Origin of the sequence: Streptomyces spongiicola, from assembly GCF_003122365.1 — a bacterium.
Taxonomy (GTDB): domain Bacteria; phylum Actinomycetota; class Actinomycetes; order Streptomycetales; family Streptomycetaceae; genus Streptomyces; species Streptomyces spongiicola.
This window is the reverse complement of the sequence record NZ_CP029254.1, coordinates 2,796,273-2,820,611: the sequence shown is the minus strand read 5'-3', so window position 1 is coordinate 2,820,611 and position 24,339 is coordinate 2,796,273. Positions and strand designations below refer to the sequence as shown.

At 68.9% G+C, this 24,339-nt stretch carries 26 protein-coding genes, 2 tRNA genes and 1 pseudogene; 7 read left to right on the top strand and 22 right to left on the bottom strand.

What is annotated here, in order from left to right; genetic code table 11:
• The first annotated feature begins 44 nt into the window (after positions 1–44).
• Genes DDQ41_RS31995 through DDQ41_RS12210 form a run of 3 tightly spaced genes read left to right on the top strand, consistent with a single transcriptional unit; the run spans position 45 to position 2,236 of the window.
• The gene (locus DDQ41_RS31995; protein ID WP_217364431.1) at positions 45–545 is read left to right on the top strand and encodes a hypothetical protein; all 501 of its coding nucleotides are present in this window, start codon (positions 45–47) and stop codon (positions 543–545) included.
• Positions 546–551: 6 nt separating this feature from the next.
• Positions 552–1,889: a lysozyme family protein gene (locus DDQ41_RS12215; protein WP_109294524.1), complete on the top strand. Its 1,338-nt coding sequence runs from the start codon at positions 552–554 to the stop codon at positions 1,887–1,889.
• The gene (locus tag DDQ41_RS12210) at positions 1,886–2,236 is read left to right on the top strand and encodes a hypothetical protein (RefSeq protein WP_162602655.1); all 351 of its coding nucleotides are present in this window, start codon (positions 1,886–1,888) and stop codon (positions 2,234–2,236) included. The genes DDQ41_RS12215 and DDQ41_RS12210 overlap by 4 nt, the downstream gene beginning before the upstream one ends.
• Before the next feature lie 213 nt (positions 2,237–2,449).
• On the opposite strand, the gene DDQ41_RS12205 is transcribed toward DDQ41_RS12210, so the two are convergent.
• The 18 genes and pseudogenes from DDQ41_RS12205 to DDQ41_RS31230 form a co-directional block, all read right to left on the bottom strand.
• Complete coding sequence (locus DDQ41_RS12205; protein ID WP_109294522.1) at positions 2,450–3,568, bottom strand: hypothetical protein; 1,119 nt, start codon at positions 3,566–3,568, stop codon at positions 2,450–2,452.
• A gap of 82 nt (positions 3,569–3,650) precedes the next feature.
• Positions 3,651–5,105 carry a phage terminase large subunit family protein gene (locus DDQ41_RS12200; protein WP_109294521.1) on the bottom strand — a complete coding sequence of 485 codons (1,455 nt, stop codon included), beginning with the start codon at positions 5,103–5,105 and terminating at the stop codon, positions 3,651–3,653.
• Positions 5,102–5,644, bottom strand: a complete 543-nt coding sequence (locus tag DDQ41_RS12195) for a hypothetical protein (RefSeq protein ID WP_109294520.1) — start codon at positions 5,642–5,644, stop codon at positions 5,102–5,104. Before DDQ41_RS12195 ends, DDQ41_RS12200 begins: the two co-directional genes overlap by 4 nt.
• A gap of 15 nt (positions 5,645–5,659) precedes the next feature.
• Positions 5,660–6,076 carry a DUF6193 family natural product biosynthesis protein gene (locus DDQ41_RS12190; RefSeq protein ID WP_223179123.1) on the bottom strand — a complete coding sequence of 139 codons (417 nt, stop codon included), beginning with the start codon at positions 6,074–6,076 and terminating at the stop codon, positions 5,660–5,662.
• Positions 6,073–6,255, bottom strand: coding sequence for a hypothetical protein (locus tag DDQ41_RS12185; protein ID WP_109294519.1), 183 nt, complete (start codon positions 6,253–6,255; stop codon positions 6,073–6,075). The genes DDQ41_RS12190 and DDQ41_RS12185 overlap by 4 nt, the downstream gene beginning before the upstream one ends.
• Positions 6,255–6,455 (bottom strand): hypothetical protein, encoded by a 201-nt coding sequence (locus DDQ41_RS32395; RefSeq protein WP_262508438.1) that lies wholly within the window; start codon positions 6,453–6,455, stop codon positions 6,255–6,257. Before DDQ41_RS32395 ends, DDQ41_RS12185 begins: the two co-directional genes overlap by 1 nt.
• Positions 6,456–6,552: 97 nt before the next feature.
• Positions 6,553–6,795: pseudogene (locus tag DDQ41_RS33015) on the bottom strand (VRR-NUC domain-containing protein); the annotation flags it as partial.
• A gap of 98 nt (positions 6,796–6,893) precedes the next feature.
• Positions 6,894–7,115, bottom strand: a complete 222-nt coding sequence (locus DDQ41_RS31235) for a DUF6354 family protein (protein WP_162602653.1) — start codon at positions 7,113–7,115, stop codon at positions 6,894–6,896.
• Entirely contained in the window at positions 7,112–8,017 is a 906-nt protein-coding gene (locus tag DDQ41_RS12175) for a ParB/RepB/Spo0J family partition protein (protein ID WP_262508437.1), read from the bottom strand. The genes DDQ41_RS31235 and DDQ41_RS12175 overlap by 4 nt, the downstream gene beginning before the upstream one ends.
• Positions 8,014–9,354 carry a putative antirestriction adenine methyltransferase gene (locus DDQ41_RS12170; RefSeq protein WP_109294517.1) on the bottom strand — a complete coding sequence of 447 codons (1,341 nt, stop codon included), beginning with the start codon at positions 9,352–9,354 and terminating at the stop codon, positions 8,014–8,016. The genes DDQ41_RS12175 and DDQ41_RS12170 overlap by 4 nt, the downstream gene beginning before the upstream one ends.
• A gap of 171 nt (positions 9,355–9,525) precedes the next feature.
• Positions 9,526–9,597, bottom strand: a tRNA-Gly gene (locus DDQ41_RS12165).
• 137 nt (positions 9,598–9,734) lie between these two features.
• Entirely contained in the window at positions 9,735–9,935 is a 201-nt protein-coding gene (locus tag DDQ41_RS12160) for a hypothetical protein (protein WP_109294516.1), read from the bottom strand.
• Positions 9,932–10,342: a hypothetical protein gene (locus DDQ41_RS12155; RefSeq protein WP_109294515.1), complete on the bottom strand. Its 411-nt coding sequence runs from the start codon at positions 10,340–10,342 to the stop codon at positions 9,932–9,934. Before DDQ41_RS12155 ends, DDQ41_RS12160 begins: the two co-directional genes overlap by 4 nt.
• A gap of 9 nt (positions 10,343–10,351) precedes the next feature.
• Positions 10,352–10,720: a hypothetical protein gene (locus DDQ41_RS12150; protein ID WP_162602652.1), complete on the bottom strand. Its 369-nt coding sequence runs from the start codon at positions 10,718–10,720 to the stop codon at positions 10,352–10,354.
• Between the two features lie 229 nt (positions 10,721–10,949).
• The gene (locus DDQ41_RS12145; protein ID WP_109294513.1) at positions 10,950–11,927 is read right to left on the bottom strand and encodes a ParB/RepB/Spo0J family partition protein; all 978 of its coding nucleotides are present in this window, start codon (positions 11,925–11,927) and stop codon (positions 10,950–10,952) included.
• A 168-nt stretch (positions 11,928–12,095) separates the two neighbouring features.
• On the bottom strand, positions 12,096–13,523 hold the full coding sequence (locus DDQ41_RS12140; protein ID WP_262508436.1) for an IS1380 family transposase: 1,428 nt from the start codon (positions 13,521–13,523) through the stop codon (positions 12,096–12,098).
• Positions 13,524–13,598: 75 nt separating this feature from the next.
• A complete protein-coding gene (locus DDQ41_RS32390) occupies positions 13,599–13,721 on the bottom strand; it encodes a hypothetical protein (RefSeq protein WP_262508435.1) in 123 nt (40 codons plus the stop codon).
• 503 nt (positions 13,722–14,224) lie between these two features.
• Positions 14,225–14,443, bottom strand: a complete 219-nt coding sequence (locus DDQ41_RS31230) for a hypothetical protein (protein WP_162602651.1) — start codon at positions 14,441–14,443, stop codon at positions 14,225–14,227.
• Positions 14,444–14,673: 230 nt separating this feature from the next.
• On the opposite strand from DDQ41_RS31230, the gene DDQ41_RS12130 reads away from it, so the two are divergent.
• Positions 14,674–15,657 carry a helix-turn-helix transcriptional regulator gene (locus DDQ41_RS12130; RefSeq protein ID WP_109294511.1) on the top strand — a complete coding sequence of 328 codons (984 nt, stop codon included), beginning with the start codon at positions 14,674–14,676 and terminating at the stop codon, positions 15,655–15,657.
• 61 nt (positions 15,658–15,718) lie between these two features.
• Here DDQ41_RS12130 and DDQ41_RS12125 read toward each other — a convergent pair whose 3' ends face one another.
• Together DDQ41_RS12125 and DDQ41_RS12120 are read right to left on the bottom strand one after the other, a co-directional pair.
• A complete protein-coding gene (locus tag DDQ41_RS12125; protein WP_162602650.1) occupies positions 15,719–16,609 on the bottom strand; it encodes a recombinase family protein in 891 nt (296 codons plus the stop codon).
• A gap of 307 nt (positions 16,610–16,916) precedes the next feature.
• Positions 16,917–17,117, bottom strand: coding sequence for a helix-turn-helix transcriptional regulator (locus tag DDQ41_RS12120; RefSeq protein ID WP_109294509.1), 201 nt, complete (start codon positions 17,115–17,117; stop codon positions 16,917–16,919).
• Positions 17,118–17,476: 359 nt separating this feature from the next.
• Here DDQ41_RS12120 and DDQ41_RS12115 point away from each other — a divergent pair, with 359 nt between their 5' ends.
• On the top strand, positions 17,477–19,156 hold the full coding sequence (locus DDQ41_RS12115; RefSeq protein ID WP_162602649.1) for a site-specific integrase: 1,680 nt from the start codon (positions 17,477–17,479) through the stop codon (positions 19,154–19,156).
• A gap of 126 nt (positions 19,157–19,282) precedes the next feature.
• On the opposite strand, the gene DDQ41_RS12110 is transcribed toward DDQ41_RS12115, so the two are convergent.
• A tRNA-Arg gene (locus DDQ41_RS12110) sits at positions 19,283–19,355 on the bottom strand.
• Between the two features lie 452 nt (positions 19,356–19,807).
• A complete protein-coding gene (locus DDQ41_RS12105; RefSeq protein WP_109294507.1) occupies positions 19,808–21,076 on the bottom strand; it encodes a M6 family metalloprotease domain-containing protein in 1,269 nt (422 codons plus the stop codon).
• A 302-nt stretch (positions 21,077–21,378) separates the two neighbouring features.
• Here DDQ41_RS12105 and DDQ41_RS12100 point away from each other — a divergent pair, with 302 nt between their 5' ends.
• Both DDQ41_RS12100 and DDQ41_RS12095 read left to right on the top strand, forming a co-directional pair.
• A complete protein-coding gene (locus DDQ41_RS12100) occupies positions 21,379–22,029 on the top strand; it encodes a TetR/AcrR family transcriptional regulator (protein WP_109294506.1) in 651 nt (216 codons plus the stop codon).
• Between the two features lie 490 nt (positions 22,030–22,519).
• Entirely contained in the window at positions 22,520–24,115 is a 1,596-nt protein-coding gene (locus DDQ41_RS12095; RefSeq protein ID WP_109294505.1) for an MFS transporter, read from the top strand.
• The last annotated feature ends 224 nt before the right edge of the window (positions 24,116–24,339 follow it).

Sequence of the window (24,339 nt, the reverse complement as noted above, 5' to 3'; positions counted from 1 at the left end):
TGACGCGCAGAAACCGATGTGGCACCCTGACCGGGTGCGCACTCATGTTCGCATGTAAGTACATGGTCAGACTCACGGGGGCGAGAGCGATGTCGTTCGAAGAGGAATGGGCCGGCCTCAAGGAGGCTGCGCTCGCCCGACGGCAAGCTGCTGCGCAGATGCAACTCAACCAGGCGCCGACAGGTGGCGACCACCCAGGGGGTCCGGCTGGCAGGGGCGACGGGTACTCGGTCAATGCGGCGTCACTCGATGGCAGTTCACACCTGCTCATGGAGATCGCCGGACTCCTCTACGAGGGCCGCATGGACGGCGAGAACGCGACCCAGGCCCGCGCGCCCCGCGCGCACACGGAGGTCGCCGCGCAGGTGGACACGCTCGCCCGGTTTGCCAAGGACCAGTACAACGACATGGTCGCGCTGCTCGCATCCCTGTCGACGAAGCTGAAGTCCGCCGGCAACGACTACACGACCGTGGACAAGGGCGTACAGGGCCAGATGAACGCCATGCTGGACTGCGGCCGCTTCGTGCCGCCGGAGAACAGGTGATCCGCTGTGGCATACCGTGACGACGTCCAGTTCCTCGAGGACGCGAACCCGACGCTCATCGATCGCAACGCCGCCGAGTTCCGGCGCCTCCATACACTCATCGAGTCGACGGACGACGCCTTCCGCAAGGCCGGAAAGGTCGACTGGGTGAGCGAGGCCCGCGACCTCTACGTCAGGAGGCTCGGTGAGAGCAAGAGCCTGGCCGATGCGCTCTCGGAAGCCTTCCGCAAGGCCGGCTCCGCGCTGGCCAGGTACGCCGACGCGGTCACCACCGCCAAGGTGCACTACAAGAACGGACAGCACACCGAGGGCAGACTCTCCGAGCTCATGGCCCGTGAAGCTCAGGCCATCACTCCCACCGCGCGGGCAGCAGAGCCCTTGCGGCAGTGGGAGGATCTGCGTGCAAGCACGGGGGTGCTGGACTGGCTCGCCGAAGTGACCGTGGACGTCGACGCGATCCGGGAAGACGCCGAGCGCTACTACAACCAGACCAAGGACCACTACGGTGACGCGCTCCGCGTCGAGTCCGCCGCGCGGGAGCTGTGCGTTGCCGACCTCAGGGCGGCGTACAAGTCGATACCCGACTACCAGGGGACTCTGCCCGACGCGGCCGAGTTCCTGAAGAACCTCGGGCCCCTGCAGAGGGAGGCCCGCGAGGCGAGCGACGACCCGAACACACAACTGCCGGGCTCCGGACCCAAGGTCGACACGATCCCCACCATGGGCCGTGACGTGGTCGTCTCCGAAACGCTCTACCGCATCCGGACGCGCGTGGACAGCCTGCCCGAAGGACAGGGCAACAACTACTGGCTCCCGTCGAACGACGACGAGGGGCGCCGCTCGTACATCTCCGCGAACAAGGAGCTCATCAGGGCAGCCGCCGAGGATTCAGGGCTTCCGCCGGTGATGGTCGCAGGCATCGCCTGGCAGGAGGTCGAAGGGGACCCCGGCCTGCTGGACGACCTGGCCTACGAGGGCCGACAGATCATTCCGGGCAGTGAGGATCCTGACCGGACCTCCATGGGGCCCATGGCCATCCAGGTGCGGCGCGCCGCCGAGGTACTCGGCTACGATCCGCACAGTCTCACGGATCTCCAGCGGAGCACCGTGGTGAACGCGATCAAGGATCCCGGCACGAACATCTTCATCGCCTCCGAGTACCTTGCCCAGTTGAAAGCCGAGAGCAGCTTCGCCGACGTACCACCGGAGCAGATGACACGCGCGCAGATGCAGGAGCTGGCCGCCCGCTACAACGGGGGCCCCTATTACGAGACCGACGCAGCCCAGGCTTACGGTCGTGGCTTCGACAACAGGCTGGATCAGGCCAAGGAGGCGCTGCGGTGAACGACGTCACGAGCCCTGCTGCACCAGGGCGCCGCGATGCTTCGGGGAGGCCCCCCGGCCGGATCGGTTCCGCCGTGTGCGCCGTGGTGCTCCTGGTGGCGCACTTCGTCACGGCGTACCTGCTCCTCCTTGCCTACGCGGCCGAGCCGGCGGGTCCCTGGGACACGGAGACGGCCTCCCACTCGGGCTTCGCTGCGGGCACGGCGCTGGGGGTGACCGTCGTCGTGGCACTGCTGACCGTGCTGTTCGTGAAGGCACAGTGGCTGCGACGATGGTGGTTCGTCGTGCCGATGGTGACGGCCCTGGCTGCGCTTCTACGACTGACCATCCTCGCCCCAGAACTCTGACGCGGACGTCTTCACCACACACCTCGCGTGAGGGTGTATCCACGAGGGCTTGATGTCGTGCGCCGCCGTATCGCTCTGGTTATGTCCATGAGAACGGACGGACAGCAGATGCCCGCCCACTTCGGGAGGCGCCACTGGCCGGCACTGATTGATTGCGGCAGCACGGGCACCGGACAGGCCGGAGATCGGGTGCCGGTGCCTCCTGCCGGCCGACTAGAAGAGCCGGGAGTGCATGTACTGCGTGAGGTTCTCGAGGATCTCGCGCAGGTGCGGGCTGCGGACGGCCGGCAGCCGGACCAGGGTGTGCCGGAACACTTCCGGATCGGCCCGGAACAGGTGACGGGGGAGTGATGCGGGCGGGTCGTCTCGGAGGACGCCGTCGGGCATGCTGCCCGACGCGGGGACGGGCAGGCACGGTTCGGGGAAGGCCAGCCACAGCCATACCCCGAACGGCAGCGGCACCGCGTACGCCGAGGTGGCCGGGTCGGCCGGGGTCCAGATCTCGCCCGTCTGCGGATGGACCGGCACGAGGAGGATGCCGGCGCCCGCGCCAGGGGCGGGCCGTCCCGGTCCGGCCAGGACGGCCCGCCGCGCCTGCCCACCCGCGGGCAACAGGGCGTCGAGGGCGCGCTGGAACATTTCCGCGATCAGGCCGTCCGGGACGGTCACCCGCTGGCCTTCCGAGGCCGCCAGTAGGTGGGCGAGTGCCCGCCCGGCTGCCGCCTCCCATTGCGGGCTCCAGGACCACCAGTGGTTCGACCAGTAGCCCGCCCTCATCCGTGCTCCCCACGCGGCGATCGGCTCGAATGGGGGCGTACCCTTCCCCTCCACCATCAACTCCTCCCAGGACAGCGGTGCGGCGTCGGCGTCGTCGACGGGGAGGCGGCGCACGGCGTTCGGGGCGAGCCACACCGCCTGCCAGAGCGAGCAGTCGTCGATCCGGCTCGCCACGGGCAGGCCGCACGCCTCGCAGGCCATGTTGGGGCCGTCGGCCCCGTCGAGGCCGCAACAGTAGCCGCCTCCCTTCTCCGGGATCAGCAGGGTGCCGCGGGTATCCCCGGGGGCGATGACGATCGCGCCGGGCGCGCCGTCGGACAGGGCGTGGACCGGCGCGTAGACGCCGCGGGCCGCCGCCTCGTCCGGATCGATCTCCTCCCACGTCCGCCACGGCGGCCCCCAGGGCTCCGGGTCCACGGCGAACGTGCCCGACTCCATGAGCACAGGGAGCTGAAGCCCGTTCCCGTACTGCTGATGGGCATGTGCCGGCAGGGCGACCTGGGACAGCGGGGCGGTCAGCTCGGCACCGCACCCCGCACACACGAAAACGAACAAATGTCCTCCGCTGGGGAAACAGGGGCATGCTCGCAGCCCGGGCGGCGGTCGGCCAATGTGTTTTTCGTCCGCCGTCAACCTCTTACCGTCGTCCCGTGAGCCGGTGATCTGATGGTGCGGCCGGACGTCCCGTGTCTCCGGCAAGGAACAGGTCGGTGAGCGCCCAGACGCAGGAGTCGAGGAGGTCCGGGGACTTCTCCTCGGCCTCCGAGGCGCCGACGTACGTCGTCATCTGCTCCTCCAGCACGGCGAGCGTGCGGGGCGGGCCGGCGTGGGTGATGCGGGACTGCTCGTAGAGCATCGCGACCGGGGCGGCGCGGGCGCGTTTGCCGCGGGTGGCGTGGACGACGCGGCAGGGGACGGTCGGGTCGATCTCGGCGAGGAGGGCGGGGAGGTAGTCGCCGCCGTTGTTGGCTTCGATGACCACGCAGTCGGCCTGGTGCTCGTGGTAAAGGGCGGCGGCACGGCGCATCGCGGCGGTTGGGGTGTGGCGGTCCTGTTCGGCGTGGAGGACGTATCCGCGGGGGCGGCGGTCGCCGTACATCTGCTCCAGCGGGTAGGAGCGGCCGGCCACCGTGAAGGCGGTCAGGTCGGCGGAGTCGGTGGTTGTGACTGCGGGGTCGACGGCGACGACCAGGCGGTCGAGCGGCGGGACTGCGGTACGGGTGATGCGGAAGCCCTCCACCTCGAACATCCACTGCTTCCACAGCGCGCCCTCCACGTCCTCCAGGAGGACGCCGTCCAGCTCCTGGCGGCCCAGGCGGGTGCCGCCGTACTCGGAGTCGAGTTCGGCGAGGGCGGCTGGAGAGAGGTTGGCGCGGTTGTCCTCGGTGCGGCCGGTGGTCAGGACCACGGTGGAGCCGGGGTGGCGGCCGCGCTCGACGAGGCGCTTGACGTGGGGGAGCGGCTTGGGGGTGGTGGAGATGACGACCTGCGGGGTCGGGGCCTCACGCAGGCAGAACCACAGCATGTCGTACACCGACTGGGCGGTGTGGCGGTTCCAGGCGGCGTACTCGTCGAGCCAGCCCTTGTCGAAGGCGAAGCCGCGGAGGTTGTCGGGGGTCTCGGCGCCGAAGCCGTAGATCGCGGAGCCGTTGGTCAGGCGGAGGGTGGTCAGGCCGTTGCCGGGGCTGTAGCGGCGGATGTCCTCGGGCGGGATGACCGCGAGGAGGCCGGACTTGGGGGACTCGAAGCAGATCTCCTTCACGAGCGTGGCGTTCTTCGCGACGACCGCGATCATCGTGCCCGGCGTGCTCGTCCACTCGCGTACGGCCTCAGCAGCGGATTTCGTCTTCCCCCAGCCTCGGCCCGTCAGCATCATCCAGGCCGCCCAGGCCCCCTGCGGGAGGCGTTGGGCGGCGCGGGCGTGGTGGTGCAGCCAGCCCTCGTGGGGCAGGCCGCCGCAGCCGGGGCGGTCGCAGGCCCAGCGGCGCGACGAGGCGGCGTCGGCCTCGATCAGTGCGGTGATCTCGGCGTGCAGCTCGGCGTCGGACATGCCGGCCGGGTTCGGCAGCGCGCCGAACGGATCGGGAGTCAAGACTGCTCACCGCCGAGGGTGCCGATGCGAGATTCCAGTTCGCGGCGGAGCTGCTCCATGCGAGCGCGGCGCTCCTCGTCCGTCAGGCCGGAGACGTCCGTCGCCTCCGGGCCCGCGGAGTTCGCAGTGGTGTCGGCCAGGTCCATGCCGTACGCCTGGCGCTCGATACGGATCGTGATCTCCAGCCAGCGGATCACATCCGAAGGGCTCAGCCGCGCGGGGTCGAGCTGCTGGAGCTGGGCGACAATCTTCGACTGCGCGGCGGACGCGAGGCGGGCGTGCCGGCGCGCTACCTCCCGGGCGGCCTGGTGCCGCTCGGCGCGCCAGAGCCGGTCCTGCTCCCGGTCCCATGCCTCGGCGCGCAGTACCCAGCGGTGGGCCGTCGACCAGCGCTCGATCAGGGTGCGGGACTTCGCCAACCGCTCGGCGACCTTGCCGATGCTGCGGGACAGGCCGAGGTCTCGGTAGCAGGCAAACGCCTCCCACGCGGCGGACGATTCACCCGACCGCCGCTCCCATGCCTCGGCGCTCTCCGCCATCCGATCGTCGTGCTCCTACCTGGTGTCTTGCGTCCTCTCGTACGCGGCGAGGTCCTCTGTAGTGCCAATGAAGGCTGGGCCGCAGCCCGGAGGCAGCCGCTCGACGACCATGGCCACGGCCTCCTGCGCGGTGCTCGTGTCCCCGATCCACTCCGTGTCGTACGGGCCAGACTTCGGTTGCTCGACCCGATACCCGCCGACGCTGCACCCGTAGACCAGGGGAATGTCCATGGTGAAGGGGAAGGCCGTGCACCGGCTGAAGCCGAGACGCCAATGGCTCGTCCAGGGATACAGCTGCCTGAGCAGCGGCTCCGCGTACGCCGCACGCACCAGCGTCAGGAACGGCTCAAGGGGAGGTGTTCCCGCGGGCAGTTCGGGCTCACCCGCGGTCGTGAGAAGTCTCTGCCACTGCGCTTCCACGATGTCGGTCATCCCGTCATTCTGCGGAGCGTCGGATCACGGAGCCCCAGGTGTTCCAGGAGGTCGCGACATTCGTTCCGACCGGATGCGCGGGCAGCGACCTGGAGGGCGGCCTTGCGGCGTACCGAGTCGGGCAGCGGGGTGACGGAGACCGTGCGCTCCCACGACGAGGAGTCCTTGGCCAAGTTCACTATGCGGTCCCTTCAATCACGTCGTCGGGTTCGAGGTCGCCGTCGAGGAGGCGGGCGAGCTGGTCGGCGAGGCGGAACGGCTCGTCCGCGAGATGATCGGTCAGGGCCCGGGCCATGCCGGCGGCGGTGCGGTGGACCGTGGTCAGGTGGTCGATCTCGGCATGGAGCCGGTTCAGCTCGTCGGCGAGTGAGCCGTTCATGGGGTGGCCTCCGGAAGTTCGGCGGGAGGGTGGCGCGCTGCCGCTCAGGGCCGAGGACGCGCAGCACGGTGTGTAGATCGCGAGGCCGCCAGACGGCGACCTCGAAGCCGCTGTCGGCCAGGTGGGAGAGCCACTCGCGCTGGGCCGGGCGGAGCCGCCCGGTGTCGGTCTTGAACTCGACTAACAGCGTGCGGCGCTGGCCGAGGTGCCCGAAGACCTCGTCCGGCCAGCCCGGGTCGGAGCGTCGGGAGTCCGCCGTGTGGTACTGCAGCCGCCAGCCGTACCGAGCGGCGATCTCACGGACCTTGCGTCGCCACTGCTCCTCACTCGCACCGCTCACTGGCTCCGCCCGGTCGACGGCCACCGGGAAGCGCTCGGCTTCCAGCCGGTCGAGTGGCCCGTACCGTTCGGTGAGCAGCTTGCGGTACAGCTCCCCGTTCACGGGGCACCGTCCAGCAGCCGGTAGCCGGTGCTCGTCGGACGCATCCGCTCCAGCGCGATCCGGGTCCGCTGCCCGGTCCGGCCGCCGGGCGTAGCGGAAGTGAGGACCGTGCAGTACGTGTAGCGGACGTCGACCTCGTCGACGCGTACGGTGCGACCTTCGCTGCGCTTGTCGTTGTCGGCCCACACCTGGCCGACTCGCACGTCGGGCTGGGTCACGCCGCACCTGCCAGGTAGTCGGCGGCCCACAGCTCCAGGGCCCGCCACCGCTGCCCCGTCTCGATGTCGCCGTCCCGCTCCATCCGGTCGATGGCGCGCTGCACGACGGCTGCGGCGTCGGCCGGCATGGTGCGGGTGGCGAGCACCGTCTCGATGGGAGCGGTGCCCTTGCGGGTGGCGGTCTGCTCGTCCGGGTCGTACCAGCCCTCAGCGAGTTCGCCGAGGTGCCGCTCCACGATCGCGAGGGTGATCGCGAACGCGGCGGCGACGTTGCCGATGTTGTGCGCACCCTTCGTCGTGTCGAGGGTGTCCAGCACGCCCTCGTACTGCGCGATGTGGGCCAGCCAGCGGGCGTCGGCGGACGCCGCCTTCCGAGCGGCCTCCAGGGCCTTCTCCGCGGTCTCCTTCTCGTCCGGCAGGAAGACGATCTGCACGGTCGCGAAGTCCAGGTTCGCCTCCGCGAGGCTTGGCACGGTGATCTCGTCGAGGAGTTCGAGGGTCTTGTCGTCAAGCCCGGAGTACAGGCGCATGGAGACGTCCTCCAGCTCCTCGTACAGGGCCTTGAGGGTGGCCGGGTCGTCCTCGCCGGTGATCGCGTTGTGGGCGAGCTGCAGCGCGATCTGCCGCTGCCGGGGAAGCGGCTCGACGATCTCCATCCACCAGATGCGCTCCAGGCCGGCCTCGATCGCCGCCTTGGTGCGGTGGTTGCCCGACAGGACGATGCGGCGGCCGGTCTCCGTGTCGTTCCACACCAGCGGCGTCGAGGTCAGCGCGCCGTCGTCCCGGATGTTGGCGACCAGGCGCTGGAACTGTTCGTGCCGCATGAAGCGTGCGTTGATGTCCAGCAGCGTCAGCTCGCGTGGGTCGCCCTCGACCATGCGGGGCTTGAGTGGATCGCTCAACGGGGTTCCCCCTCTTTCTGTCCGTGCTTGCTCCTCCACTGAGCGAGTCCTTCGGCCAGCGACCAACGCCCCAGCTCGGAGCCGTAGTCGAGCTGGTAGCGGTAGGCGGGATCGGTGGAGTCCTTGCGCGAGTTCAGCCGCAGCAGCCCGCGGTACTTCATCGACACCGGCCGCTGCGTGAACGCCGTCGTGTTCAGCCGGGTCAGGCGGGTGTTCATGGCGCGCTGCGCGAGGAACTGCGCCTCGGTCGACAGCGCCGCGTACAGGACGAGCTTGGCCAGCCGCCTGTACGACGTCGGCGTGACGGGGAAGTCCGACAGCAGGTACACGTTGTGCGGGTCGTACTTAGGCGTCGAGAACGCGAACGCGCCCACCACGACCCCGTCGACAAGGACAGCGAGCGCCATAGTCGGCGTGCCCGGGCGGATGTTGTGGTTCATGTACTGCGACCGCAGCGTCGCGAACTGCCCCATCGACAGCGGCGCGAGGCTCAGCGTCCCACCGAGCTCCTGGCCCGGTACGAGCCGCGGTGCGCGTACCGACTCCAGCCGCTGGTTCGGGCGCACGATCCGCGAGCGTGGGACCGACGCGTAGACGTTGATCGGCAGCCCGCGGTTGGCCGTCTGCACCTGACCGCGCAGGTGCTCACGCAGCTCCTCGACGTCGAAGTGGAGGCCGAGCACCCAGTGCGGCCGGTCGGTGATGCGTTCGACCAGGGTCTGTTTCGCGGCGTCGTCCAGCGTCGGGTATTCCGGCGCCGGCCAGTCCAAGTGCTTGTCCAGGGCCGCGAACTGGCCCTCGTAGTCCCCCGCATAGAACGGCGGGAAGGCGACCACCGGGGCCTCGGCCGGGACCTGTTCGGCGAGCCACTGGTTCACGTCCATCGGCGCGTACGAGGCGAGCCGCAGCGGCAGCGTCTCGATCTTCGCGACCGTCTTCGCGTGCAGCTGCGGGAACTGTTGCCGGTACGCGGCCAGCATCCGGCCGTAGTACGGATGGTCCCCGCGTCCGAGCCACTGGAAGAAGCGGGAGCCAAGCAGCACTACCGCGAGCGTGCCGGCCCGGCCGTCCATGTACGGGGCCAGCCAGCCGAGTTCGTCCGCCGACTCGGGACGGATCGTGATGGGTAGCTCCTGCCCGGCGAAGTACCAGCCGATCGCCGACGAGTACAGCTGCACGTCGCAGCTGTGGAGCCGGAACCCGGAGTCGTGCAGGACGCGTTCGATGGTGAAGTTGCCCGAGCAGCCGGCGTAGATGTCCTCGGCCTGGCCGCGCCAGGTCGTGGCGTGCTCGTGGATGATCGCGCGGAGGTCCGCGGGGATCGAGCCGTGGAACAACGCTGCCTCCCCTGCGCGGATCTGGTTGAGAAGGACGCGGGTCCGGAGGGGCAGGGGGCTGGTCCTGCCGTGCCGGGCCGCCGGGGAACCAGGAGGCGCGGGGGACGCCTGGAGGGGGTGGTTCCTTGGCTGGTCAGCTCCGCACCACATGCCTGTGCGGACGCGTCCTCGAGCGCCGGGCCCGACTCGAACGGGCTCCTCCCCACCGGGGGCGGGGCGTGCTGCCAGGTGCACCACCGACGCGTGGCGAAGCCGATCGGGGAAGATCACCCGCCAACAATTGAACCGTATCAGACGAAGTATTGTCACAACACATGTGGCGGATGCGATCACGCATCCGCCACATGCATGGAGTTGCGGTCAGGCCCGCGCGGTGACTGTCACCGGTCCGGCTGGAGCAGGTCCAGCAGACTCATCGTCCCGATCGGGCACTCCTCCGGAAGCCGCGGCTTCGCCTTCGCTCTTCCAGGCCCGGGCTCGAACAGCTCCATCTGGCCCGGCGACGCCGGCTTCGGCCGCGGCGTTGCCTCGAAGTCCTCCCGTCTCATCTCGGCCCAGTTGGGCGTGCGTTCATCGCTCACAGCAACGTCCCTTGCTCGTACCCGGGTCCCAGCGGCCCGAGTTCCCTTACCTTTGCCCCGGTCTTCTCCTGCCACCACGCGGCGAACATCCGTCGATGGCACCACTGATACGGCTTCGCCAGGTCCTCGAAGCACAGCAGCACCAGCCGCAGATCCCCGGCCGCGACCGCGATCTCCTGGAACCGCAACGCGAAGAAGTCCACCCCACGCCGGTCCAGTTGGGATACGTACGCCATCTCGTACGCCGGCCGTGCCGCTCCGAAGTAGTCGCGGCTCGGCGCGGCCTCCCGCACCTGGTGCTCCAGCGCGTACGGCAACGTCCACCTTGGCGCGCCCAGGGTGATGCGCACCGGCACGCCCATCGACGGCTCGAAGCCCTGGTACCTGTGCGTGAACAGCTCGAACATGTTCCTCCCTCACGCCGGGTCCGTGGCGCAGCCGTGGAGCGGGCAGTTCGGGTCCGGCTTTTCCTCGTGGCCCTCGTCGCTGTGGACGTTCTCCCACCCGGTCAGCTCGCAGCAGCCGTCGCACAGCCGCACACCGAGCGCGTCCCGCGAGACGCTGCCGGAGCCGAACACGAGGCAGCCCTCGCCGTCCACTGCGACGCTGCCGTCCGTGCCGCGCACCGGGACCACCCGCAGTCGCCGCCCGCGCACCCGGCACAGGATCTTCGTGGCGAGGCCGGGCGCGACCCATTCGCTGCCGGGTGCCACCACCCCAGAACACAGCAGTGCCGCCGCTTGATCGGGCGACAGTGTGTCGCCCTCGTTCCTGATCAAAAACATTCCCTGTCCTTCCTCGCTCCTGATTCGAAGCGGGTGATCGTCAAATACTATTCTATAGTCAATCGATTTCGCTCGCCATTATTATTTTATAATCGGGTGTTAGGGGTCCGCCCCACTCGCACCCCACCACCACCCCATGCCGCCCACGCGTCGCCCGAGCCTCCCAGAGACGCGAAACAGCCGGGACCCTCCTCGGGATCCCGGCTGTCGCGCACGGTCGAACGTCAGCTCAGGCCGCGGCCGCAAGCTCCGTCTCCGAGGGCTCCTCGGCGGCGACCTCGGCGATCTCGGTCTCGCTCGGCTCCTGCTCGGCCTCGGCGTCCTCCGCCTCCGGCTCGACCTCCAGCTCCGGTCGGACCGTCAGCTGCTTCGCCTCAGACATCGCCTTCGCCTTCCGCAGCTTCTTCACCGCCTCGGCCGACGCCTTCCGCACCCGCTCCACCGTGTCCAACTGCTTGCCCACCTCGCCCTCGAACAACTCGGCTAGCTCCGTCGGCGTGAGCTTCGCCAGCTCCTCCAGGAGTGTCCCGGCGCGCTCGACCTGGTCCACCTTGGACTTGGCCTGCTTTCGCTCCTTGGCCTTGTTCTCCTTCTCCTTGTCCGACAGCTCCTTCTCGGAGAAGAAGCCCTCCTGGTTCTCCTTCATCCGCAGGGCCTGCGCGAAGGTGGAGGCGTCGGTCTCCGTCCTGAAGTCGCCCTTCATGTACCGGGTGACGGCCACCTTCTGGTTCGCCGGCGTGAGCTTCGACAGGTACCAGGCGAAGTCGGCCTTGATCTTGCCCTCGGCGACGAGTTCCGCGATGTCGGTGGTGAGGTTGAGCAGGTCCATCCGCCACTTCACGTAGTCGGTGGTCTTGCCGAACATCTCCGCGATGCGCTCTGCCTGGTATCCGAAGCCGACCAGGTCCGCGTACGCCTGGGCCTCCTCCATGAGGGTCATGTCCGCGCGGCCGACGTTCTCGGAGGTGCCCATGATGAACGCGTTCTCGTCGTCGACGCTCGAGACGACCTTGGCCTCGATGGTGGTGGCGCCCTGCACCAGGTGCATGGCCCGCCAGCGGCGCTCGCCCATCACGATCTGGAACGTGTCGCCGGCCGGGCGGACCACGATCGGCTGGAGCTGGCCGACCGAGCGGAACTGGGCTGCCAGCTCCTCCAGCTTGGTCTCGTCGAAGAACTTGCGGGGCTGGTCCGGGTTGGCCTCGATCCGTCAGCTGGGGTTGGTCGTTGATCGGCTTGGCGGTTCGCCCGTAATGTCCTCTGCCGTTCGAGGGTGGGCCGTCGCGTGACGCTGCGGGGTGCGCCGGGGTTCCACGTCTCCCGGGGTGGTGCGGTCCTCTCCTCTCCGGTTCTCGTTGGGGTGGTTGCTGGTGGGTCAGGTGGCGGCCGGGAGGTCGGTCAGCCGCCGCCAGGCGGTGGTGAACGCGTTCGCCCAGGGCCAGGTGTGCTCGATCCGTAGCCATCGGCGGCGGGCGTGTTTCGCGAGGCGGGCCGGGAGGTGGTAGAGCCGGAAGCGGATGGTGTCCGGTTCTGCGTGGGCCAGGTCGGGGTGATCGTGCAGGGTGAGCAGGCGGAGCCAGGCGTCGAGGTCGGCGGCGAGGTTCGTGCTCAGCATCCATGCCTGGTTGATCTGCCAGGACTTGGAGGGCAGGTTGTGCAGGCCCATCGCCTTGTTCGCTTTCACCTGGTCCTCGACCACCGCGTGGTGGCGGTGCAGGACATCCAGCCACTGGATCTGGTGGGAGCCGGGGATCCGGGCCATCCTGGAGATGTTGGTGGCGGTGATCGAGTACTTCCAGCCGGTCTTCTTCTCGAAGGCGGTGAGGTCCTTCGTGTGGCGGCCGGACGGCTTGACCCGGCGGACGATCAGCCGCATCCCCTTGATCCAGCCCTCCCGGCGGTTCAGCCCGCTCAACTCGGCCACGAAGTAGCCTTCCTGGAGGCTGCCGTCCTGCTTGATGGAGGTCTCCCAGGCTCTCTCGGGCAGGCGGGCGATGGCCTTCTCGTCCTCGTCGGTGATGGTCCAGCCGGTGGTGAAGCGGACCGTGCGCCGCATCGTGTTCAGATCCCGCAGGTGTTCGTGCAGGCCGTGGGTGGCCCCGGCGCCGTCCGCGCGCACCAGGATCTTCGCCGTCGAGGCTCCGGGGACCTGGGCGAGTGCCTCGCGCAGCACGCGGATGTGGTCGGCCACCGTGTTCGAGCCGGCGTTGCCCGCGCGCAGCAGCATCGCCAGGCACTCGCCGGTGTTCGCACACCACGCGGCCAGGGGATGGAACCCGAACGACTTCTTCCAGGTCGCCGCGGCGCCCTGCTTCTTCGAGGCCGCCGTGATGATCGTGGCGTCCATGTCGATCACCACCCAGCGGTGCAGGTGCTTACCCGCGATCGTCAGCCACGGAAACCCGCCCGGCCGCAGGTGCAGCAGGCTCCAGACGTGCCGACGCACCCGGGCCCGCACCCGAGCGATCTTCGCGAGGACCTCGGCGTCCATCGCCGCCAGCGTCCGCCGGGTCGTCGAGTCGGACACCGTCGCCCCGAACAAGCCCTGGTGGTGTGCCTGCAACTGCTCGGCGTCCGACAGGTTCGCCGCCCCCAGCACGATCGCCACGGCGAGCTGCACGACCACCACCGCCCGATCCCGCCAGCCGGCCCCCGTCCCGGCGGGCAGCACAGGCGCCAGCGCACTCGTCAACCCCGTACGGTCGGCCAGCCGGCGCAGCAGCACCGCTCCGGCATGCCCGATCAGCCCCTTGCCGTCGGCGACCACGGACAACCGCCGGTCCCACCCTGTAGGCTCGCTCACCAGATTGGTGCCCTGACTCTCGCAGCGGATACGACCTCGACACTCGCATCCTTGCAGGTCAGCGGCACCTTTCTGCTACCGGGGCGTCAGATCCCCCAATTCCGCTGAATATCCAGGGTTGGGCTCGATGTCCGCGAGCGGGATCGCGATGACCTCGATGTTCGCCTCGCTGACGTTCATGTCGCTGACTCCTCGCACTCTCGGTCTCGCAGGTTGGGTTCCTGTGAGGTGATGACTAAATACTATGATCAATCGATCTTGATCGTCAAGTGTTATTTCCTGGATGGGTCAGCGGGAGCAAGCTTGACGGAGGCTTCGGTGACGAATGGCCGTGAGCCCGACCGTCCACCGAGGGGCGATCGGGGCTCGTGGTCAGAGGTGATTGGGTAGCTCTACTCTTCCTCCACACATGTCGATCCGAAATTTTCAGAGCCGAACTCGACGTCCGCACCCATCAAGACCTTAAGGATCTCCTCCTCAAGCCAGCCACCGTCGCTTGACGGATCGTCGCCCAGCGGCCGACATCTGTCAGCCTCACCGATCCGCCCGACCGCCTTCGGCGAGACGCGCCGGTTCACGTACTTCTCCCCCCGAACCATGACACAAGCGCTCCCACCTGTGCCTTCATTCGCCCTGCCATCAGGGCTGACCTGCGCGGCCGGGCCGCTCCCGTCCAGCGAGCCCGGCCGCAGATGATCCGTCTATTCCCAGCGCGTATCAGCCGGGGCGGCCATGCCGTGTTCCCCGTCGACCGCAGCAGCGGATCCGCTGCCCGCAGGAGCCACGTCCCAGTTCGGGTCTGCCTGGATACTCGTCGACGACGCCTCGATACCCGCGTCGACCCCCGTGGAAGTGCCGAGCACTCCGGCGACAACCAGAAGGAATATCGCCGTGCTTCGGGTCCAACGTATCTTCCTCAACGGATTTTCCACCTCTGTGATCCGGGGCTTCTGTCAGCCGGTCGCCGTCGTCCATCGACAGCGGACGACGCGGATGCAGAGGGCGACAGACCGGAGGCCAACGCTGGTCAGTGGCCGTGCAGTTACGCGCCCACCCGCGTCACTCTGTGTAGGCTCTACGGTTGATCCGGCGAGGGCAAGCGGATGCCGGGTGCATATGCACGCATTGCGGGGGGACGCAGGTCGGAATCATGACTGAAGCGGACATTGCCACCACAGGTCGCGCGCCGCTACGGCTCTCGCGCGAAGCCCGCACAGTCCACGAACGCATCCAGTACGGAGAGGCGATTCCGGACGGCGAACCGGGCCTCGACGAGCTGCTGGAGCTCGGCCTGATCGTTCGCGATCCCATAAAGCCCGGGCGCTACGTGGAGAGCGATCTGCACCGCGCGGAGCGCACGCACATCGAGCATCAACGCCAGGTCATCGCGTCAGCTCTGGACCGCATGGAGCAGGTCCACTCCTTCTTCAGCGGGCTACCGCGCAGGCAAGCCCAGCCGGGCGAGGGAGGCGTCGAGTTCCTTGCCTCCGTCCAAGAGGCCAGTGCCGCGATCGCCACCGCCCTCGATGAGATGACCGACGAGGTCCTCACCGCGCATCCTCTGGAAAGACCTGAACATGCTCTGAAGCTCTCCCTGCCTCGTGACCTTCAACTACTCAGTGAAGGCAAGAAGCTTCGTACCATCTACCCGGAGAGTGCGCGTTCACGCGGACCCGAGAACGCCTGGGCGGCGGCGGTGACCGCGCACGGCGCCGAAGTGCGCACCCTGGCCGGCGGCTTCCAGAGGCTCGTCATCGTGGACCGCTGCCTCGCCCTCGTCGCGAACAGCATCGGGCGGCCGATGCCCGCCAACGGCGCCTACAAGATCACCCATCCAGCACTGATCGCGCACCTGCGCGAGCTCTACGAAGACCAGTGGCAGCGCGCGGACCCCTGGATGGGGGGACGCAGACGGCCCCCGAAGGACACCGTCACGACCACCACGACTCGGGCGATTCTGCGTGGGATGAGCGCGGGCAAGAAGGCCAGCCAGATCGCCAAGGAGCTGCAGGTCAGTGTGCGCACGGTGTCGAACCACCTGACGCGGCTCTATCGCGCACTCGACATCGAACCCGGCAACCAGTTCGCACTCGGCGAGTGGTGGGCCTCCACGGAGGAACGCAAACTCGACTGAGCGTCATGAAAGCCGGACCGCTCGCGGGTGCTGCATGCTCCAGCGGCTGGAGTACGCCGCACTACCGCCAGTGGATGTCGAACCTGCCCTCGTCGAACCGCCGCGATCCGCGCACGGTTGCCGGGCCGACACGTACTTCCTTCACCACCAGCTGAACCAACGTGCGGCGTTGCTCGCGGCCGGCGGTGTCCTGCCACCACGCCTCCAGGCCCTCGGCCGTGAGCTCCGGCAGCTCCTCCAGAGCCTTGCCCCGCCGGGCCCACGCCATGGCTGCCCTGCGCTCCTCATCGAGGGCGGCCTTCGCCTGCTTGAACTCCGCCAGGGTCAGGTCCCGCTTCCCGTACGCTCGGGCCAGCTCCTCCTTGTGCCCCTGGAGGCCGTCCAGGAATCTCGCGGCCTTCTCCGCGTCCGCCGTCAACCGGTCCCGGACCGCCGCCAGGCGCTTGAGGTTGGCCGGGCGCGACAGGCGGGCGATCACGCGCTCACCGATGTACTCGTCCAACGGCTCCGCGGAGATTCGCACCTTGCCGCAACCCTCGGCTTCGCAGACGTACCCCCGCCCGCCGTTCGCTGTAGACCGGGGCACCAGCGGGCGCGTGCACAAGGCACAGGTCCCCGCGCCTCCCGAAAGGTAGTGCACATGCTTAGGCTTGGTGCCCTGACCTCGTTCGTTGCGCCTGAACAACTCCTGAAGCGCGTCGAACGTGGCACGGTCGATCAGCGGCTCGGCCGGCCCCTTGACCAGCTCACCGTCGGCGTTTTCCCGCAGTCCGGCGATGGCCGGGTTCCGGAGTCTGCGACGCAGCGTGGTCGGCGACCAAGGGCGCCCAGACACGGTCGGCCCTGCTACCTCGGTCATCCAGTCAGCGGTACTCGCAAGCGTCTGCTCATCGTCGAGGAGACGCTTGGCGGCCGCCACCAAGTGGGCGGCCTCCTCGGGGACAGCGGTCACTCCGTCCGTTTCGTGGCCGTACGCCCTCATTCTCTCTCCAGCCCATATCCCCCTGTATCCCCCAACACAGGGTATGACCAAACCCACCACTGTCACCCCGACATGTGAGGTGCCGGGGTTGTGGGTTTTGGATATCCCTGCGGACCTTACACGGAACAGGTCCAGACCGTAGGGCTATGTATGGGCAGATCGAGAGAACTTATCTCACTTAAATCACCGCAGCCTTTGAGTAGGCTGCGGTCGGATCGTGTGCGGGTGCGTGGTGGACGCCGTCGAGCGGCCTCGGCTTCGCATGCCTTGGCCTTCCTTAGTCCGGACGCACGCCCAGCGCGCCCCACAGCTCCGACGTCAGCACCCGACGCTTGCCCCTTCCGTACGGGTGCACGGGCACGGGGAACTCTCCGGACTTGATCAGCTCGTACGTGGTGTTCCTGCTGAAGCCGAACGCCTTGCCGGCCGTCAGTACGTCGACCGTGACGGGCAGGGCCAGTACCTCGTCCCGCGTCATGAGCGCACCGCCATCGTGGCGTTCGAGGTGGCCGGATCGTTTCGATCTCGCATGGTCAGACTCTCCTGTTCCGCCCCCGCGCCTCCCAGGAAGTCCCGACGCAGTCTAAGGTCTCCCCAGGTGACCGAACAAGATTGCGCTCGACGCCATCCGGTGTGATCGCCCAGCTCTGTTGCCACACATGTAGTAGCGCTTGCTCGGTCGGTCGCTGAATCGTCAGCCGCGAAGCCTTGCGGTTGTATCCGGCTCAACCCGGCTTATCTGGAGCGCATGTCAGCCCAGGTCATCGGGCAACAGTGTGTCTGTCTCCACATATGATTGCGCCTGCGTGGCTGGTTGCACGACGTACAGGAGGGGATGTGTTCAAGGGCTCGGTCTACAGGCGCTGCACCTGCAGGGCGCCGATGGCCAACGAGGACGGGGAACCGGTCCTCGACACCAACGGCAAGCCGAAGTTGAGGGAGCTGGGTTCCGCCTGCCCTGATCTCGGGAAGCGTGACCACGGCAGCTGGTACTACTACGTGGAGCTGCCGCCGGGGCCCCGGGGCAAGCGGCGCCGGCCTCGCAAGGGCGGCTTCCTCACCAAGAAGAAGGCCGAGGAGGCGGCGCAGAAGATCTGGGACCAGGCGCAGGACGGCGTCGACGTCCTCTCGGACGAGACCGTCGAGCAGTTCCTGCTGCGCTGGTTCAGCAAGAGAGTCGACCTCAAGAGGTCCACCCGGAGCACCTACGAAGACCACATCAACCGGGTCTTCGTCCCGCACCTCGGCCACCTCAAGATGCGCGACCTGCGCACGCGGCACCTCCAGGAGATGTTCGAGCAGATCTGGCGCGACAACGAGCAGCACGCCGCCAACCAGGATGCTGCCGACCTGGCGAAGGCCGAGTGCGAAGCGGCCCACCGGGCCTGGAAGCAGGCGGCCAGGCCGCGTCCGCCCGAGCTGCGCCAGCGCTGGAACGAGGCCAGGGAGAAGCTGCGCCAGGCCCGCAGGAAGCCGCGGTACATCACCGGCCCCGGCGTCCAGCTCAAGATGAAGAACGAGCTCAGCGCCGCGCTCGACTACGCCAAGAACACTGAGAAGCTCATCAGCCAGAACTGGACCGAAGACCTCGTCCTGCCCAAGTACACCCCGCCCAAGCCGCTCGTCTGGACCGACGAACGCGTCGCCCACTGGCAGGAGACTGGCCAGAAGCCCGGGCCGGTCATGGTCTGGACGGCCGAGCAGACCGGAGCATTCCTCGACACGGTGGCGGAGCACCGGCTCTACCCGATGTTCCACCTCATGGTCTTCCGGGGCACCCGCCGAGGCGAGTCCTGCGGTCTGCCTTGGCGCGAGACCGACATGACCGCCGGCACCGTCCACATCAGCGAACAGCTCGTCGCGGCCTCCTACGACGTCTGGGAGGACACCCCCAAGAGCGACAGCGGCGCCCGCACCATCCGGCTCGACAGCCAGACCCACCAACTCATGCTGTTCTGGCGGCGACGCCAGCAGACCGAACGAGCGGAGTGGGAGGAGAAGCACCGCAAGGAGCCGAAGAAGTACGACCCGTACGTCGACTCCGGCCGCGTCTTCACCTGGGAGGACGGCCGCCCGTACCACCCGGAGTACCTCTCCCAGGTCTTCAACCGGCTCGTCCAGAAGCTCGGCCTTCCGCCGATCCGGCTGCACGATCTTCGGCACTGCGCGGCGACGCTGTCCCTCGCGGCCGGCGTCCACATGAAGACCATCCAGGTCCTGCTCGGCCACTCCTCCTACAAGCTCACCGCCGACACCTACACCAGCGTCCTCCCGCAGCTCGAACTCGAGGCCGCCGACGCGCCCGTGGCGCTCGTACCGCGCAAGGCCAACCAACAGGACGGCGAGGAGGGGGCGGCGGACGACGAGCAGCCGCAGGGGCCGCAGCCGGTCCCGCAGAGCGAGCCCGCGGCCTCCGGCGACGTCGAGACCGCTGTCGAGCCGGACTCCGGTTCCGACGAGCAGGCGCCCGTCCGCCCGCTGATCCGCCCCATCGAGCCGGGTGAGGCAGCGGCGTAGCGGCAGCGGGCTGGCGTCCCCGCCGGATGCGCCGTGTCCCCGATCTGTCCCCGCACACATGAAAACACCCCCTTCGGAGATCATTCCGAAGGGGGTGTTCGATGCTCCGTGCCTGGTCAGGCACTGTGCCCCCGGCAGGATTCGAACCTGCGACACCCGCTTTAGGAGAGCGGTGCTCTATCCCCTGAGCTACGAAGGCAAAGGTGTGGATCTCCGCGAGATCCGGCGTCTAGCCTAGCGGATCCCGGCGGCCGCCCGGCAAGATTCGTGTTTCGCCTGTTCAGGGGAGGTGCTGGCTCGTCTGGGGAGTGGGATCGGTGCAGTGGACGCGGTGGACGCGGTGGAAGGATCGAGTGGCCGGTTCGTTCGGACCGTTCTCCTTTCGGGGTGCGGCTTGCCTCGCACCCGCGGTCACCTATGGCACCCGCTTCATCGGCCTGCCTGGGCCAGGCCTCGTACCGGTGCATCCGCCTCCGCTCGCCCGGAGGCACTGCTCTGTCGGGTCGCCCACAGCCCGGACGGGGATCGGGGGCGGTGAGCTGCCCGGCTGGCAGGGGCTGGCAGGGGCTGGCAGGGGCTGGATGGGGACTGATGAGGGTGGGGTGAGGGTGGAGGGGGGTTGAGACTGGCGGGGCGGTGCCGGTTGCGGGGTCAGGTGCGGGTGATGCGTACCCGGTAGGCCCCGTTCGCCTTCTCCGAGAGCACCGTGATCCGGATCTTGTTCTCCTCGTCGGTGAACGCCTCGCCCGGCCGGTGCGGGGCGTCCGACAGCTCCGCGTGCACATTGGGCCGGCGGGTGCAGCCGCCGCTGTTCTTGGCGCTGTCGGCGACGGTGACGGGCCCCTGCCCCGTGTCCACGTCCGTCCTGACGTGGTAGACGAGCACGCCCGGTTTGCAGACGGCCTCGTCGTTGCCCGCTCGGGTGCGCACCTCGACGGCATATCCGGACTCGGAGTCCAGCGGGACGACGGCCAGTTTGCGGCCGCCCTTGAGGGCCAGCGGGGTCAGCTCGTACTCGCTGCTGCCGGTCGCGGCGGCGCACTGGATCTGGTCGTTGTCGAGCCAGCCGAGCTTCCACTTGTGCCAGCCCAGGAGATCGTTGTTCGCACCCCAGTCCTCGGACATGATGTCCCAGTGGCCGACCGCGCCGCCGCCCTCCGCCGTGTAGAGGTCGGGCAGGCCGAAGACGTGGCCGTTCTCGTGCGGGAGTACCCGGTAGCCCGTCTCGGAATACGTACCGGAGCCGTCGTCCTGACGGCTGTAGACGAAGCTGGTGTTGGCGAGCGGCACGCCGTCCGCGTACGGCGCCTCGTGGTTCCCCGAGAAGGTCACCGACAGCACGGTGTCCAGGGCGGACGGCCCGGCATTGGGTGTGACCAGCACGTTGAGCAGGTCGTACGAGCTGAAGTCCACCTGGTCGTCGGTGGCGGTCACGATGTCCTGTACGAGCTGGCGGTAGCCCGGCTCGTACGGCGCCCCGCGGTCGATTCCGTAGGCGGTGAACGCCATGGGCATCCGCAGCCAGTCCGGGAACGGCGTCTCGGGCCGGTAGACGAGCCGTCCGTACGAACTGGTGGCGAACCACTGCTCGGTCTGCGGGAAGAACTCCGCGTACCGGTCCAGCGCGGAGCCGGCCCCCTCGGCGTCCGGGAAGTCGACCATCAGGTTCAGGGCTCGGATCTCGCCCGTGGAGCGCACGTACCCTGACGGGGTCGGGACGCCCTCGGACATCTGCACGCCGGTCGTGGAGGTGAGGCGGCACGGTTCGAGCGCCGACTCCTCGGCCGTGGCGATCGGGCCCGCCGTCGTGCTCGAACTGCCGGGGAGCAGCGAACTCGCAGAGGTGAGGGCGGCGAGCATGATGGCGGCGACGGCGCCGAGGGCGCCCGGTCTGCGTATCCGTCGGCGGGTCTGCTGCATGCGGTCGTCCGCCTTCGGCTCGGCGGCAGCCGGCCGGGTCCGGGCTGCGCTGGTGCGTTCAGCCTGTTCGGAGGTGTGGCGGGGCGCGCGCCGGGAGGGCCGATCGTGGGACACGCCGGAGCTTTGATGTGAGTCAGATCACATGAGGTTCTCGGGGGGAGGGGAAATAACCGGGGATCGATTCCCCGTTTGCCATTGATGTCCGCGCGAAACGGGGAACTCGTCCCCGGTTCTCGGCGGGCACCGGACCCGGCCGCAGTGCCGGATCCCGATCCCCCGGCCGATCGAGAGGATGTGGAGCCGTGAGCCCCGCCACCGGCACCGAGTCGCGCCGCGCCGCCCGGCCGCGGGCGGATGCCCTGCGCAACCGCGAGCGCATCGTGACCGCTGCCCGGGAGATGTTCGTCGAGTCGGGCCCCGAAGCGCCGTTCGACGAGGTCGCCCGGCGTGCCGGTGTCGGCAATGCGACGCTGTACCGGAACTTCCCGGACCGCACGTCCCTCGTCCGCGAGGTGGTGGTGTCGGTTCTCAGGCGCATCGCCGAGCGCGCGGAGGAGGCGGGCGCGGAAGAGGCGGATCCCTTCGCCGCGCTCAGCCGCTTCACCCACGCGGCCGCGGACGAGCGGGTCGCGGCCCTCTGCCCGCTGCTCAGCGGCGACTTCGACAAGGACCATCCCGATCTGGTCGCCCAGCGCGACCGGCTGGAGGGGGCCGTCAAGGCGCTCGTCGACCGCGCCCACGAGGCGGGCCGGCTGCGCGCCGATGTCGCGACGGGAGATCTGATGATGATGCTCTCCCAGCTCACCCGGCCGCTCCCGGGGGTCGCCTGCCTGGACATCGACCGGTTCACGCACCGACATCTGCAACTGTTCCTCGACGGCCTCAAAGCGCCGGCGCGCTCCGAACTGCCGGGTTCGGCAGTGACCTTGGAGGAGCTGAGGTATTCACCGTGACCTGAACGACCGCTGATCTCGCAGACCGGTGGCCGCGCGGCAGTGTGACTCCGATGCTGTGTGGCCGCACGGTCGCTCGCCGATGAACCCGTGAACCCGTGAACCCGTGAACCCGTGAACCCGTGAACCCGTGAACCCGTGAACCCGTGAACCCGTAGACCCGTAGACCCGTAGACCATTGGCCTGGCGGCCGCATGGCTTGACGGCCGGCCGGGTGGACCCTCGGGCCCCGTCCGCGACCGACCGGCCGCGCGGCCCCGGGTGCGGGTGGGCCCGGCTCCGCCGGCCGGAGTCTGGTTCCGGCCGTACCGCCGCTCCGATGGTGTTCGGGCGGGGGCCCCGCGACCGTCCGTGCGCAAGAGCGGACGACCGCGGTCCCGTTCTTTCATGTCATCCACTGTCGTCCGCTACCCACTCGGATCTACCCGATCATCGGCGATCCTCGTACCTCGCTCCGTAATCCCCTTCGCACACCTAGGTAGCCATCTCCATGTCAAGAACGGCCCCTAAGCGCCTTTCCGACGGCCTCGACGGCCTCGACGCCGTCGACGGCCTCGACAGTCCCGACCGACCCGCTGGGCCGGCCGGGGCTGATCCCAGCCGCTGGAAAGCGCTGGTCTTCATCGCACTCGCCCAGCTGATGGTCGTGCTCGACGCGACGATCGTGAACATCGCGCTTCCTTCCGCCCAGCAGGACCTGGGCATCTCCGACGGCAACCGGCAGTGGGTCATCACCGCCTACGCCCTGGCGTTCGGCGGGCTGCTGCTCTTCGGCGGCCGCATAGCCGACCAGTGGGGGCGCAAGCGCGCCTTCGTCGTGGGCCTGGTGGGCTTCGCCGCCGCGTCCGCGCTCGGCGGTGCCGCAGCCGGGGAGGCGACGCTGCTGGCATCGCGGGCTCTGCAGGGCGCCTTCGGTGCGCTGCTCGCCCCGGCGGCCCTGTCGCTGCTCGCCGTGATGTTCACCGACGCCAGGGAGCGGGCCAAGGCCTTCGGCGTCTACGGTGCGATCGCCGGTGGTGGCGGCGCGGTCGGTCTGATCCTCGGCGGCGTCCTCACCGAGTACCTGGACTGGCGCTGGACGTTCTACGTCAACATCCCCTTCGCCGTCGCCGCCGCCGTGGGTGCCTGGCTCGTCATCCGGGAGCCGGCCGGGGGGCGCAACCGCTCGCCGCTCGACGTCCCCGGCGTCCTCCTGTCCACCCTCGGCCTGGTGGCCCTGGTCTACGGATTCACCCGCGCCGAGTCGCACGGCTGGACCGACCTGACAACCCTCGGCATGTTCGCCGCCTCCGTCGCGCTGCTGGCCGCTTTCGTCGCGGTCGAGGCCCGGGTGCCGTCGCCGCTGCTGCCGCTGCGTGTACTGACCGAACGCAACCGCGGCGGGGTGTATCTCTCGCTGGGGCTCGCCGTCATCGCCATGTTCGGCCTGTTCCTCTTCCTCACCTACTACCTGCAGATCGTGAAGGGCTACTCGCCCGTTCGGACGGGATTCGCGTTCCTGCCGATGATCGCGGGCATGATCACCGGCTCCACGCAGATCGGCGCCCGCCTGATGACCCGGGTGCCGCCCAGGCTGCTCATGGGTCCCGGTTTCCTGGTCGCCGCGGCGGGAATGCTGCTGCTCACGCAACTGGAGGTCGACTCCTCCTACGTGGGGCTCATCCTCCCCGCGCAGTTGCTGCTCGGCCTCGGCATGGGCACCGCCTTCATGCCGGCGATGTCGCTGTCGACGTACGGAGTCGAGGCGCGTGACGCCGGTGTCGCCTCCGCGATGGTGAACACCTCGCAGCAGGTCGGCGGCGCGATCGGTACGGCCCTGCTCAACACCGTCGCGGCCTCCGCGACCACCTCGTACCTCGCTGCCCATGCGGCCGGGGCGACGGGGCCCGAGGCGCTCCGGATCCTCCGGCTGGAAGGCATGGTGCACGGATACGCGAGCGCCATCTGGTGGGCGGTCGGCATCCTGGCGGCCTCGGCGGTCATCGCCTTCACGCTGATCAACTCCGGGCGCCCGGGGGCCACGACCGCGGCGTCGTCCGGTTCGGCCGCCGAGGAGGAGACGAGGGTTCCGGTCATCGCGCACTGACGCCGTGCGGGAGGCGCGGGCGGTGACGCTCGGCAGCCGCCATCGGTGGCGACAGGCAGCGATGGCGGCCCCGCACTGACGGCGGCCGGGGGCACTGACGGTGGCCGGGGGGTGGTGACGGCGGGCGGTGGTGGGGCAGCGCTAAGGAGCAGGGGGCAGGGGAGCAAAGGGGAACAGAAGAGGGCAGGGGGAAGCGGAGGAGAGTAGAGGGAAGCGGAGGGAGT

Bases quoted from the DNA above. Each gene is read 5' to 3' on its own strand.
- DDQ41_RS12195 (WP_109294520.1), bottom strand. From the start codon at position 5,644: ATGGCGGAGAGCGCCGAGGCATGGGAGCGGCGGTCGGGTGAATCGTCC.
- DDQ41_RS12095 (WP_109294505.1), top strand. From the start codon at position 22,520: ATGTCAAGAACGGCCCCTAAGCGCCTTTCCGACGGCCTCGACGGCCTC.
- DDQ41_RS12150 (WP_162602652.1), bottom strand. From the start codon at position 10,720: ATGTTTTTGATCAGGAACGAGGGCGACACACTGTCGCCCGATCAAGCG.
- DDQ41_RS12155 (WP_109294515.1), bottom strand. From the start codon at position 10,342: ATGTTCGAGCTGTTCACGCACAGGTACCAGGGCTTCGAGCCGTCGATG.
- DDQ41_RS12130 (WP_109294511.1), top strand. From the start codon at position 14,674: ATGACTGAAGCGGACATTGCCACCACAGGTCGCGCGCCGCTACGGCTC.
- DDQ41_RS12120 (WP_109294509.1), bottom strand. From the start codon at position 17,117: ATGACGCGGGACGAGGTACTGGCCCTGCCCGTCACGGTCGACGTACTG.
- DDQ41_RS12190 (WP_223179123.1), bottom strand. From the start codon at position 6,076: ATGACCGACATCGTGGAAGCGCAGTGGCAGAGACTTCTCACGACCGCG.
- DDQ41_RS31995 (WP_217364431.1), top strand. From the start codon at position 45: ATGTTCGCATGTAAGTACATGGTCAGACTCACGGGGGCGAGAGCGATG.
- DDQ41_RS12105 (WP_109294507.1), bottom strand. From the start codon at position 21,076: ATGCAGCAGACCCGCCGACGGATACGCAGACCGGGCGCCCTCGGCGCC.
- DDQ41_RS32395 (WP_262508438.1), bottom strand. From the start codon at position 6,455: ATGAACGGCTCACTCGCCGACGAGCTGAACCGGCTCCATGCCGAGATC.